16 protein-coding genes are annotated in these 12916 nt (G+C 34.3%); 5 read left to right on the plus strand and 11 right to left on the minus strand.

Translation table 11 applies throughout. The annotated features are described in order from the left end of the window. Positions 1-1454 (minus strand): DUF4011 domain-containing protein (locus AOG54_RS05525; RefSeq protein WP_156324220.1); only part of this gene is annotated, 1454 nt, incomplete at its 3' end. Positions 1455-1564: 110 nt separating this feature from the next. Here AOG54_RS05525 and AOG54_RS05530 point away from each other — a divergent pair. Together AOG54_RS05530 and glyS are read left to right on the plus strand one after the other, a co-directional pair. Then, a complete protein-coding gene (locus AOG54_RS05530) occupies positions 1565-2410 on the plus strand; it encodes a CBS domain-containing protein (protein WP_048102572.1) in 846 nt (281 codons plus the stop codon). Further along, positions 2403-3848, plus strand: a complete 1446-nt coding sequence (gene glyS, locus AOG54_RS05535) for a glycine--tRNA ligase (RefSeq protein WP_236692469.1) — start codon at positions 2403-2405, stop codon at positions 3846-3848. The genes AOG54_RS05530 and glyS overlap by 8 nt, the downstream gene beginning before the upstream one ends. 66 nt (positions 3849-3914) lie before the next feature. On the opposite strand, the gene AOG54_RS09535 is transcribed toward glyS, so the two are convergent. Continuing rightward, on the minus strand, positions 3915-4022 hold the full coding sequence (locus tag AOG54_RS09535; RefSeq protein WP_082180503.1) for a 50S ribosomal protein L41e: 108 nt from the start codon (positions 4020-4022) through the stop codon (positions 3915-3917). 193 nt (positions 4023-4215) lie between these two features. On the opposite strand from AOG54_RS09535, the gene AOG54_RS05540 reads away from it, so the two are divergent. Both AOG54_RS05540 and AOG54_RS05545 read left to right on the plus strand, forming a co-directional pair. Then, a complete protein-coding gene (locus tag AOG54_RS05540) occupies positions 4216-4647 on the plus strand; it encodes a universal stress protein (protein ID WP_048102569.1) in 432 nt (143 codons plus the stop codon). A 45-nt stretch (positions 4648-4692) separates the two neighbouring features. After that, on the plus strand, positions 4693-4923 hold the full coding sequence (locus AOG54_RS05545) for a 30S ribosomal protein S17e (protein ID WP_048102595.1): 231 nt from the start codon (positions 4693-4695) through the stop codon (positions 4921-4923). A 2-nt stretch (positions 4924-4925) separates the two neighbouring features. Here AOG54_RS05545 and AOG54_RS05550 read toward each other — a convergent pair whose 3' ends face one another. The 9 genes from AOG54_RS05550 to AOG54_RS10050 are packed head-to-tail and all read right to left on the minus strand — an operon-like array spanning position 4926 to position 12296. After that, positions 4926-5288 carry a rhodanese-like domain-containing protein gene (locus tag AOG54_RS05550; protein ID WP_054964276.1) on the minus strand — a complete coding sequence of 121 codons (363 nt, stop codon included), beginning with the start codon at positions 5286-5288 and terminating at the stop codon, positions 4926-4928. Position 5289: 1 nt separating this feature from the next. After that, positions 5290-5946 (minus strand): chlorite dismutase family protein, encoded by a 657-nt coding sequence (locus AOG54_RS05555; protein WP_054964277.1) that lies wholly within the window; start codon positions 5944-5946, stop codon positions 5290-5292. Between the two features lie 40 nt (positions 5947-5986). Further along, complete coding sequence (locus AOG54_RS05560; protein WP_048102565.1) at positions 5987-6586, minus strand: hypothetical protein; 600 nt, start codon at positions 6584-6586, stop codon at positions 5987-5989. Continuing rightward, positions 6579-7946 carry an adenylosuccinate lyase gene (gene purB / locus AOG54_RS05565; protein ID WP_054964278.1) on the minus strand — a complete coding sequence of 456 codons (1368 nt, stop codon included), beginning with the start codon at positions 7944-7946 and terminating at the stop codon, positions 6579-6581. The genes AOG54_RS05560 and purB overlap by 8 nt, the downstream gene beginning before the upstream one ends. 22 nt (positions 7947-7968) lie before the next feature. After that, positions 7969-8475 carry a hypothetical protein gene (locus AOG54_RS05570; RefSeq protein WP_156324221.1) on the minus strand — a complete coding sequence of 169 codons (507 nt, stop codon included), beginning with the start codon at positions 8473-8475 and terminating at the stop codon, positions 7969-7971. A 46-nt stretch (positions 8476-8521) separates the two neighbouring features. Next, on the minus strand, positions 8522-8776 hold the full coding sequence (locus AOG54_RS05575) for a hypothetical protein (protein ID WP_054964280.1): 255 nt from the start codon (positions 8774-8776) through the stop codon (positions 8522-8524). A gap of 34 nt (positions 8777-8810) precedes the next feature. Next, positions 8811-11021 carry a phosphoribosylformylglycinamidine synthase subunit PurL gene (purL, locus tag AOG54_RS05580; RefSeq protein ID WP_084795512.1) on the minus strand — a complete coding sequence of 737 codons (2211 nt, stop codon included), beginning with the start codon at positions 11019-11021 and terminating at the stop codon, positions 8811-8813. 43 nt (positions 11022-11064) lie between these two features. Beyond that, the gene (gene purS / locus AOG54_RS05585) at positions 11065-11307 is read right to left on the minus strand and encodes a phosphoribosylformylglycinamidine synthase subunit PurS (protein ID WP_048102209.1); all 243 of its coding nucleotides are present in this window, start codon (positions 11305-11307) and stop codon (positions 11065-11067) included. A gap of 29 nt (positions 11308-11336) precedes the next feature. After that, a complete protein-coding gene (locus tag AOG54_RS10050) occupies positions 11337-12296 on the minus strand; it encodes a YrhK family protein (RefSeq protein ID WP_197065868.1) in 960 nt (319 codons plus the stop codon). A 190-nt stretch (positions 12297-12486) separates the two neighbouring features. On the opposite strand from AOG54_RS10050, the gene AOG54_RS05595 reads away from it, so the two are divergent. Further along, positions 12487-12916: hypothetical protein (locus AOG54_RS05595; RefSeq protein ID WP_201779324.1), on the plus strand; the 430-nt coding region annotated here is incomplete at its 3' end.

Below are 12916 nucleotides of genomic sequence, written 5' to 3' on the forward strand. Positions count from 1 at the left end.
ACCGCATCATAAATTATGTCCAGTGCCTCAGATCTTGTTTTATTTGTTTTGTATTCAATGGATGCCATAATGTCCTCAATTGATTTATAAAATTCATTCTTATTTTTTTTAAAATAGTTTAAATTGAAACCCTCTGGAACCTTAAAATAATCGCGAATTATATCATAATAATCCGCAAGCTCTGATAACTGAAACCTTATGTTCTCAATGTCGTCATATTTATATTTCAAAACCTTATCATCAATATCAATATGCACATTTGTTTTACTTTTTATTATTCTGCAGGCAGCGTCATATACTGATATACCTGAATTCTCCCTTATCTGATGCAGTGAATTAACATATCCATTTAGACCTCCTGTATATCTATCTCCCGGCATTGGTTCATTTCGTATGTTCTTTTCAGAATCAATGCTTTTATAAAATGATTTGATTACATCTGACTTGGATATATTTCCATGGAGGTCAAGAAGAAAATCGCCAAATCCATTCTCCTCAAGGCGCCTTCTGACAACATCTATTGCAGCCTTTTTTTCGCTGACAAAAAGTACACTTTTTCCGTTGCTTATTGAATCAATAATTATATTTGCTATTGTCTGGCTCTTTCCAGTACCCGGCGGGCCATTAAGTATAAAACTTGCGCCATGCCTTGCGGCGTATACGGCCTTTAGCTGGCTGGAATCTGCATCCATGGCAGTTATTATCCCGGAATAATCAATATTATCCGGCATCATAGCATTTAATTTTTTAACTGTATCAAAATCCCCAGCAAGTGCCCTTGTGAGGTCATTTTTCATTATAAGGGCATGGTTTGCCTTTAAATCGTTATAAATTATGTTATTAGTAAATGATATAATGCCCAAATAAACACTGTTTTTTACCTCCCATTTTGTTTCTTTTATTGCTGACTTAAAGGATTTAATTGCATCCATAATATTTAAATTCTCATCGAAATTAAAGTCAAATTTAATATTAAACTGATCCAGCTTTTCCCTTAGTACTGGATTAAAGAATATATCTCCCTGAACAGATTCTATATAATACTCATCGTATATTTTTCTTGTCATTTCCACAGGAACAAAAAATAGCTGTGTCTCAACATCAGAACCATCTGAATCCTGCCATTTCAGGATGCCAAATGATAGATAAAGGGCTATGGTACCGTGCTCGTTTAATGCACTCTGGGCCCTATAATAGATATTTTTAAGCGAATTAATTAATTTTTCACCACCTGAAACAATGATTTCATCCTTTTTTCTTGAATCCACATCCTCATGTGTGTGAAATGACATCTTTTTATCCTTGTTTACTATGTCATCAAAAATAAAAGGGAGGCTTGGGGATTTAATTCTCAAAAAAAATTTGCTATCAAAATATAATAATTTATTATTTTTTGATGTATCTATAACATCCTTTTCCCATTTTGATATATTATCCTCCATGTTTATTTCCATAAAATCCTATCTTAAATCATTATATCTGTATATTAATTTTATTGCAAATTTTAAATGTAATATATTATTTAAAATCATAAAAATTATTTAATATAATAATATATACCGCTATGAATTACAGGGTAAAGGAAATAATGACAAGAAATCCAATAACATATAACGTTCCAAGTTCAGTATCTGATGTAATAAGGGTATTAATAAAGAATAATGTTACAGGTATACCACTTGTTGGCAGGGATGGAAAATATGCAGGTGTTATAACAAGACGTGATATATTTTATAACCCAAATGAAACCCAGACCGCACTCGTAATGAGGAAGGCAAATACGGTAAAAGAGGATGATTATGTTGAAGAGGCTGCCAAGGAAATCACAATACAGGGTAAAAGGCATCTTGTTGTTACCAATGACAATGATGAGGTCACAGGCATACTAACACCACAAAATTTTTTAAATATAATACAGGAAAAGTTTGGCGAGAGAAAGGTTAAGGAGGTAATGACATACAATGCATTTCCAATATGGGAGGAATCACCATTGAGCGTTGCACTTATAGCCATGAAATTATCACAGATATTCTCATTTCCAGTTTTAAATGCAGAGGCAAAATTTGTTGGCCTTATTACTGACAGGGATATATTTGACAAGGTTAAATTATCATCAACAGAGGTGTTATCAGAGGCAGGCATTGCCGATGATGAGGACCCATGGTCATGGGAGGGCATAAGAAATGTATTTACATATATTATTGAGAAATCAAACATAAGGGTTCCAAATATGCCTGTAAGGGATGTAATGGTAAAGAATCCTGTAGTGGTTTATCTTAGCTCAACAATAGGGGAAACTGTTAAGCTTATGTCTCAGGGGAACTATAATCAGGTCCCGGTTCTTTCAGGCCACGGTGATATTTATGGAATGCTATATGATGTTGAATTATTAAAGGTATTCAATGATTAATATGTATAATGATATAATTGAATTATCCAAGAGAAGGGGTTTTTTCTGGCCGTCATTTTCCATATACGGTGGTTTTTCGGGATTCTATGATTACGGACCCCTTGGCGTTCTTCTCAAGGAAAATATAATAAAACTCTGGCGTGAGGATTATCTTGAGGATGGCGCAATATTTATAGACACACCAAATTTAACACCAGAGCCCGTGTTTAAGGCATCAGGCCATATAGACCGATTTTCTGACCTTGCCTGTGAATGCGATAAATGCAAGACCAAATTCAAGCTGGAAACAGTTCTTAAATACAATGGGATAAATGCTGTGCCAAAAAATCTGGATGAGGCAAATGAAATATCATCAAAAAACAACCTTAAATGCCCTGTATGTGGAAATATAATCAAGAAAGTTTACGATTTTAATTTAATGTTCAGGGCCAACGACATGTATCTCAGGCCTGAAACTGCCCAGGGAATCTTTGTAAATTTTAAGCTTCTTTACAATTATAATAAAAACAGGCTTCCAATGATTGTCGGTCAGGCAGGCAAGGGATTCAGAAATGAAATATCACCAAGGCAGAGCCTGATAAGATTAAAGGAATTTAACCAGTGTGAAATAGAATCATTTTTTGATCCTGATAGCCTTGAATTTGGTGAACTTTATGATTATCTGCCTGTAAAATTGCTGCCAAATACCGGTGATGTATATAAAAAGACCGTAAAGGAGGCCTATGAATCTGGCATAATACCAAATCAGGCCATGGCATACTTTGTTTTGAAAACACAGCGGCTTTTAAATAAAATTGGAATAAAAAATGAAATGCTGAGGTTCAGGCAGCATATGCCTGATGAACGCGCACACTATGCTGCGGATAGCTGGGATGCAGAGGCTTTAATAGATGATGAATGGTTTGAAATAGTTGGAATCGCCAACAGGACTAATTTTGACCTTACAAATCACGGTAATAATTCCAGTGAGTCAATGACGGTAAAAATTGGTGAGAAAGAAGTAATACCATATGTGATAGAACCCTCATACGGAATTGATAGAATAATATTATCAGTTATGTCACAGTCATTTTATAAAAGGGACAATGGGTATAACGTTCTTGCACTTAATGAATATGTTGCGCCATTTCATATGGCAGTTTTCCCGCTGCTTAAAAAGCAGAAACTTCAGGAAAAGGCCAAAGAATTGTTTTCAAATCTATTCCCAAAGGATAAATATATAATATACGATGATGTTGGATCCATAGGAAAACGGTATGCAAGGCAGGATGAAATAGGAACACCATACTGTATTACCATTGATTTTCAGACGCTGGATGATAATACCGTAACAGTAAGATTCAGAGATTCCATGCAGCAGAAGCGTATTTTAATATCCGACCTTGTATCCCAGGAAAATCCTCTAAGTGCACTGAATGCCTTAAAAATTGTTCAATAATATCTATTTACATTTTAAAAGTTTTCAATTTTAAAATTTTTTATTTTAAAAAATAAAAGGGTAAAATTACTGTTTGCTTGCCCGTCTTGCCCTCTTCAATCTTCTTATCTTTTTCTTTCTCCATTTCCAGCGCATATGCCCCCTTTTTTTCCAATCTCTTGAACTTCTCTTCAATATGTCACCTCAAAGTATGGTAATTTGCTTATGGTATTATTTTATAATATAAATACCTATTTTAGAAATTTTACAGTGCAAAAAAATGTCTGTTAAAACTATTTAAGGCATATAAATTATTTTTAATTTATTTTTATATGGTATACTAACATAAAAATAAATAAATTAATATATACTTAAAAAATAAACCCATATGAAGGTTTTAGTATCTTATGATGATTCGCAGGGTGCAAAGGAGGCACTAAAATATGCATTGAGTATGAAGTGTGCAATAAATGAATATAAAATAGTTTATGTAATACCCACAATAGTTGGAATCAGTGCCAGTTTTGACTCATATATACCTGAATCTGTGTATGAGGGCCAGGATAAAACAGCCGATGAAATTCTTTCACATGCATCAAAGGAACTTGATAAAGCGGGTGTAAAATATGAATTGATTAAATTAAACTCCAACGGCGAGGAAATATCAAAATTAATCATAGAGGAGGCAGAGAAGGACAATGTTGATCTAATCATTACAGGCACAAGGAAGCTTCACGGGATAAGCAAATTAATACTGGGTTCTGTAAGCTCAGGTATTATTGCGCATTCAAATATACCGGTTACTGTGGTGCCGCCATAATTTGAAATACTTTATATATTTTTATAAAATCAGGTTGTGATAACCGTGGGAAGTATAAGACCATCAAATATAAAAAGGATAGCAGAGGAGCTCATCGAGAAAAATAAGGATGTATTTAACGAGGACTTTAAGCATAATAAGGAGGTTCTAAAGAACTTCGTTGAGAACAGCGTAACGAAAAAAACGTTTAATGAGCTTGCCGGATACATAACAAGATACAACCTAAAGCTGAAGTCCAAGCAGAAGAATGAAATGGAACAGCTTGGGCTTGCATAGGCTTATTTTCCTTTTTCCTCAGGCAATTTTTCCTTTCTCCATGTATTCATGCCACCATCAAGGTGGTAAAGTTTTTTATAGCCCATCCTTGCAAGCCTGTTTGCTGCCGCCCTGCTTCTATGTCCGGTCTTGCATACAAGGATAATCTTTGCATCCCTGCCAAAATCCTTAACGATATCATCCTCACGGCCTAATTTGTAATGCACCGCATTTTTTATATGGCCCCTGCGAAATTCAATGCCGGTTCTTACATCAATAATTTTATATTCATTAAGCCTTTTCATAACATCTTCTGGCTTAAGGGGCTCCAGCTCAGGTGGATCAATAAAATAATCCTTTCCACGTAGGTAATCCTTTAATGACATATTAATCAACCAAATCATCATTATTATAAATCCCAACAAATATTGGGGTTTCGTTTGTTATCCACTTTCTGGCAAGAACCTCTCTAAGCTTTTCCGTTACATGCGACCAGGCTGCAAGATCCTCAACCTCATATAAAACCACAAATTCCTGATCTCCAAGGCCAAATGAGTACGTTGTATATGACAAAATTCCTGAACTTTCCCTATCTCCCCTGGCAGTTCCTATATGTCCTGCGAGTATTTTCCTGCGTTCCTCATAGTTTATTAAATACCATTCACGATCCTTGCTCATTGGGTATGCCACAAAATACTTCTTTGGGTCTGTTTTTAATGTATCCTCCAGGTTTTTTCCCTCCTTAATATATGGTGAATCCTCATATAATGATAGCATGCTGTATGTTGAATCGCCATAGGTGCCAAGTGCAGAATTAATCCCCTCCTTAAGTTTTTCAAGGTTTATTGGTTCATAGGCTGTTGACCAGAACAAAATATCATTATCATGCCTTATCGATTTATAATATTTTATGCTGATTAAATTCTTTTTAAAGCCATTTATAAAATCTATAAGTTTTTTGTTTACTGATTTTCTACCATCATAATCCAGTGACCAGAACTGGCCATTTAATTTATATGCTAAAACATACATGTATATTGTCATAACTGTCCTTTTTATAAGTTAATTTAGAAATATAAACTTTTCAATCCAGAGTTCTCTGATTATTATTTGCCACGTTATATTTTTTTAAATCAAACTGAGAATAAACAATTTCCCTGAGGAGCCTTGATATTGTGTAAATATCCTTATTTACTGGCTCTATCATTAAATTGCTCTGTGGAATTTTTACGCCTGTCATCTCGAGTTTTCTTATATAGTCAGATCTTAACGGTGGGTTTACAGTGTTGTAATCATTCTTGTTAATTTGTGAAACATTGCATTTTTCAATTTCCCTCATAAATATTGGGCGTTCAAAGAGATAATTCAATAAATACAATGAATAGAGTCCAGATTTTTCGGAATCCATTGATCTGGCAACATCACCTACTATCGAATAAATATCCTGGCTATCATCAAGGAATGAAAAAATTCTGGCAGGTTTAATCTCCTTCTCCTTTAATATTCCCAGCTCAACCATGGCATCAAGATATCCCGTAAGGACAAGCCTGTGCATGTTTATTCCCTTTTGTTCCAGAGACTTCTGTATCCCTGTTATTGATTTTTCATCCCCATTAATTTCTTCAAGTATCAGCTTATACATTTTTTTGTCTTCCAGTTTTTTGTTATCGAAATTATTAATCATACAAATCACCTGTTGCGTATTTAATCATATTCTCCGCCTCTTCTATGGCACCCATACATATTTCTCTGGACATGCCTGTGAATTTAAATGGGTCAAGAGCATCATCAAGCATGCTTTTATCTATAAATTTTTCTATTCCATTTTTTATTAGTGATTCTTTAAATGAAATCTTTTCCATGTAAGCCTTCATTGATGCCTCCCTTACAAATTCATGGGCCTCCTGCCGGGGCATACCATTTCTGGCGAGGGTTACTGTTACACTTTCAGACATAATGAATTGATCATTAATTACCTTTTTTAACATTTCATCCTTATTTATATAAATGTTCTTAAATAAATCAATTGACTTTGCAAGCACATCATCCGTCAGTATGGATGTGTATGGTATTGTAAATCTTTCAAGGGCGCTGTTTGTTAAATCCCTTTCATGCCACTGTATGCCCGCCTCATACTCCGGAATTATATAGGACCTTATAAGTCTGCACAGGCTCACTATATTCTCGGCATTTACGGGATTCCTTTTGCTGGGCATTGAGCTTGAACCAACCTGCTCGCTGGAATTAAAATACTCTGAGACCTCATTAATTTCAGGCCTCTGTAAATTCCTGACCTCGGTGGCAAACTTTTCAAGAGATACTGATATATTGTTTAAAATTGAGAGATACTCTATGTATCTATCCCTGCACACTATCTGTGTTGATGCAGTCTCCGGCCTTATCCTGAGTATCTCACATGTTTTATTCTGAATGTCCCTTGCCCTATCACCTAAAGCGGCACCTGTTCCAACCGGGCCAGAAATTTTTCCAACAATTATCCTCTGCCTTGCGCCGCTTAAACGTTCAAGGTGCCTTGTAATCTCTGAAAGGTATACAGAAAGCTTAAGGCCAAATGTAATGGGGCTGGCATGCTGGCCATGTGTTCTCCCAACCATTATTGTGTCCATATTTTCATTTATCAATTTTATAAGAATATTCATAAATTCAATAAGGTCTGATGTAATGATGTTTATGGCATCATGGATCTGTACTGCAGTTGCAGAATCATTAATATCATTGGATGTGACCCCAAAATGGACATAATTTTTTCCCTCATTGCATTTTTCTGTTAAAGCATCAACAATGGCCATTACGTCGTGCTTTATATGTTTCTCAATTTCTTTTACCCTTTCAAGTTTAACCTGATTAGAATTAACAACTCTCTGTATATCATTATACGCATTTTCAGGTATGATTTTATAATACGATTCTGCCTGTGCAAGTGCGGCCTCAACACTGAGCATTATTCTTAACCTGTTTTCCTCTGAAAAAACGCCCTTCATTTTATCTCTGCCATATCTGTAATCCAGGGGGGAGACGATCATAAAAACAATATAACACATAGGTTTAAATTTTTTTGTTATTATTTTTGAGTTTTGGATAAACTATATAAATGAACAGCAAGATAATGCCAGATCCGGTGAATAGGGCCCCTAAGGCAGCAAGATAACCGGAATATTTAACATCATTGAATTCTGTTATTTTTGCAAATTCATAGTCCATCAATGGTTTCTGGCTGTTAAATGCTATAAAAACATAATTCCCGGTTAGATTTTTATAAATTAATGTACCATCACTGGATGAAACAGGTTTTATCGCATATTTACTTATATTCCCTGGTGAAATATACTTTGCCATGGATTCCTTTACAAGGCCGTAATTGCTGCTGTTTGTAATCATCATTAGCTCATAATTTGAGGAAAAGTTAAAATCATCTGATTCATACTCACCAGAATTGATCTGATGCTCACTGTTTTTTACAGGAATCTGGGTAAGTCCATGATACCCAGTGCCAACCATGATAATTCCTGATATTATAAGGATAACTGCAATAATTCTCCAGTATTTTTTCACGGATAATGATTTAAATGTTTTATTTAACATTTGTTGGAAGATGATTCTATAAAGACAGGTCTATATCACCGGACCTTATTTCACCAATCATCTTATTATATTTTGAATTAACCTCATCCTCTGACATTCCGCAGTCAAGGCTTTCCATATAAATTTCATAATTTTCCTCTTCCGGGTCTATTTTTCCTGAATACACCTTTATGTATCCGCATCCCTTGAAGTTATAATTTAATCTGTATGCAAGTTCCAGTGTTATATTTAAATCCTCCAGATATTCAAATTTTTTTATAAAATCTCCCATAATATGTTATGTAAAACAATTATAAAATTTTTGATTATATATATTTATCAAGGCCATGCTCCCATATATGCCTTAAATTGTCTATTTCCTCATTTATTACAACCTTCCCAAGATTTTTTATGATTATTTTATTATTTATTGTTTTTCCAAGCCTAACAGGATTAACCGATTTAAATTTCTCCTCAAACGCTTTTTCCATGCCATTTTTAACCTCTATAACAATGGCCGTGCCAAGCTCTGAAAATAATTTTTCGTTCAACTTGCCATCTATTTGGGATAAATCAGCATCAATGCCTATGGACCCACCAAATGCCATCTCTAAAAGTGCCATTATTAATCCACCCTGGGAAACATCATGTGCAGAATTAATTATTTCCCTGTTATTTTTTAATAATTCCATCAATATCTTTAGGTCATTGAGGTTCACAGGCGGTATGTATGAATATTCTGCATTAAACATTTCTGAGTACTCGCTTCCTGCCAGCGTATTAATAATATTACCTATTACATATAACCCTGAATTAGTGGATTTTAAATCTGGTGTTATCCTTTTTACTATGTTATCCATAATGCCTATCATAAGTATATTGGGTGTGGGCTTTATTTCACCATATTTAGACTGGTTATAAAAGCTGACATTACCAGAAACCAATGGAAGATCCATATACCTGCAGAAATCTGATATGGCCCTCACAGATTCCTTAAATTTAAACATTGTTTCAGGGTTTTCAGGATTTCCAAAATTAAGGGCATCGATAATGCTGTGCGGCATTGAACCGGAGCTTATTGTATTTTTATACGCCTCTGCAAGTACCCACATTGTGCCATTGTATGCATCTATACTTACAATTTTGCCCCTGGAACCTGAAGTTATCGATAAGCCCGACATTGAATTTTCCAGAGGCTTAATAATTGATGCGTCTGAATGCGTTTCATGATTCGGAAATCCGGTGAATGGCTTTGTTATTGTACATCCCCTAACGGTAAAATCATACTGCCTAACAATATTAAACCTGGAACATATGTTTGGCCTTGAAATAAAATCCCTTATGAATTTTTCATAATTTTCTGGCTCCCTGATTGCAATATCTGATTTATTATTACTCACCGGACGGTAATCTCTTGCATATACAGGTCCTGATGTTAGAAATTTTAAATTCATATCCAAAATCTTTTTGCCCTTATATGTTATGATTAAATTGTCACTTTTTACTGTTCTGCCTATTACTGAATATTCTATACCCCATTTTTTGAAAATCTCATCTGCAAGCTTTAAATTTTTTTCTTCCATGGCCAGAAGCATTCTTTCCTGTGATTCACTGACCCATATCTCCCAGGGTTCCATGTTTGCATCCTTTAAAAGCACATTATCCAGGTTTATGATGCCAGAAAGCCCGCCTGCATACAGCAGCTCGCTTACTGCACTTGAAAAACCGCCACCGCCAAGATCCTTCATGCCATCTATTATGCCAAGGTCATTTATTTCAAGTATTGCATGTATCAATGGCTCCTTTATAATGGGATTTCCAAGCTGCACAGCATTCCTGTTCTCTGAATCATTTTCATTGAGCGTTTTTGATGCAAAATTAACCCCATGAATGCCGTCCCTGCCTGTTCTTCCACCACAGACTATTAATATATCATTTTCCTTTTCAACCCTGCTTCTTACAATTTTATCCTTTTTAACTATGCCAATGCAGCCTGCATTTACAAGTGGTATTGTATTGTAGCTGTCATCAAAATCTACTGAACCGGCAACAGTTGGTATGCCAACCCTGTTTCCATAGTCCCTGATTCCTGCAACAACCCTGTTAATAATAAATCTCTCTGTTAATATGCCACTGGTATTTTCTGGATTTCCAAAGTATAATGAATCTATGAGGGCAACCGGCTGGGCACCCATGCAAAGAACATCCCTTATAATTCCACCAACACCGGTGGCAGCACCACCATATGGTTCAACAGCACTGGGGTGGTTATGGCTTTCCATTTTAACAACATACGCATAATCTTCATTAAATGATACAACAGCGGCGTCATCTTCCATTGTTAAAATCGTATAAGGGCTTTTTAGGCCTGAAAAATACCTTTTAAGGTATATCTTTGAACTTTTATAGCACGAGTGTTCACTCCATGCCTGTGCAATTGCCTGAATCTCTATATCCTCTGGATTCCTTTTAAGTCCAGAAAAATAGTTTTTTAATACAATCATCTCATCCAAGGATAATCCAAGCGAATTGCCCATTTTTTTTAAATTATCATCATCCGCATCCAGAATGTTAAACAATTCAATCACTTATCTTCTCTATTTTATATTCCTGAATAACCGGATTGGTAAGTATATTTTCAGATATATCCTGAATCTGGCGCATTGAATCCTCTTCATTTATTGATGTTGTAAACTCATAAATTTTGTATGTTTTAACATCATCTATACCGGAATATCCAAGCATGGATAGGTTTCTCTTTATGCTGAGCGCCTCGGGGTCCTCAACATTTGGCAGGTATTTAATTTCCACTCTTATTTTCATAAACCTTTATGTATAATATAAAATTAAATTTATCTGTTAATTTTTGATAATAAAAATAAATGTGCCCTGCGCACAATATTAATCATTGGCCTTATTAAAAGCTGGGAGCTTCCTATTATAAAAAGATAAACACCATCAAGCTCATTATGATTCGGAAGGAATAAAAAACTACCGACAAGGAACTCCATTCCAACTGCTATATCATTGGCAATGCTCAACCAGTCATAGAATCTTCTTATTTTTTCCTTTCTAAGGTTTTTATAATTATATTTTGTTATAGCATTATTTATCTTTTTATTGCTTAAAAATTCATCAAGATGCATGACTATGGATGCAAGCCCATCATTTTTAATTAAGAAAATAACACCATTATAAAACTCAGGGTCTATGTTTTCTGACGTTTTTGAATAGCTGTAATTTCCGTATTCTCCATCCTTAACCATTATAATTAATTTTATAAACCATTTCTGATTTAAATATTCCGTAAAACTGTTGATATCAAATTTTAGTTTTTTTATTTCATTTTTTGAATAATCAGCAAATGCCTTTGAATAATAAAAATCATCGGAAACTATTATTGGCATGGCAAGTTTTAATTCAGGATTGCAAGATTTGCAGTTAATATTCATGTTAAGTATTATTGTCTCAACTATCATTGTTGCAAGCTTCCTGTATAAATATACAACATGCATAATTCCTGATACCTCATCAAATTTTGCAAAATATGAAATTACGCTCTGAAATAAATCCTCCTTTGCCTGCTGATCAATATCATATGAAAGGTCATTGATGTTTATAACCTCCAGTGTTGCATCCTCATTAAATGTGCTTATTACAAGATTGTCTTTTAATTCGTTAAATATATTTTCACCAAAAAGGAATGACATTAGAGGCTTTAACACCGCCCATTTGACGTTAATTCCTATTCTGTTTCTCTGTATAAGGTAAAGCAAATATATGGCTTTGGAAATTCTTAATTTTTCGTCCATTGCTTGTATAGTTAAAATTATTTAAAATATTTATTGAATATATTTTTACCAATAAGAATGGCAGAAAATCACCGAGTTTATAATATGATAAAAAAAGTACATGAAGCATTTGCAGGAATAAATAAGATCTGTTTGTATCCAAAAAATTTAATCATTAATGAAATAATAGCTTAAAACGGTGAATATTAATATGTATAAAGGAAACCGTCACCTGCCAATAAGGTCTGAGAGGCAGTATGCAGAAATGTCGGTAAATGATGCAAATGTTGCATGTCTAAGATTAAATAAAAATGTCATAAACCTTGCAGCCTTCAGGGCATATAAGTCATTGCGGAGACTTTTGCAGTCACTTGCAATGAAATATAATTATAATAGAAATGATACAAAATGTGCGGTTCCGAAAAATGAAATGCTTAGGGTTGCAAGACTGCTTGAGGATAAAGGCTATAAAAACCTTTATAATTCCACTGAACTCTCATTAAAAGTATTTGAAGAATGGAAAAATAACAGTGCAAATAAAAATGATGTGATATTATTATTAAAAAATATTAATTTTGAATGGATTTCTGATTTTATGGATAAAACCACACTAAATGACCTGTATAAAAACATTAACAATT

The organism is Acidiplasma aeolicum, assembly GCF_001402945.1.
Classification (GTDB): Archaea; Thermoplasmatota; Thermoplasmata; order Thermoplasmatales; family Thermoplasmataceae; genus Acidiplasma; species Acidiplasma aeolicum.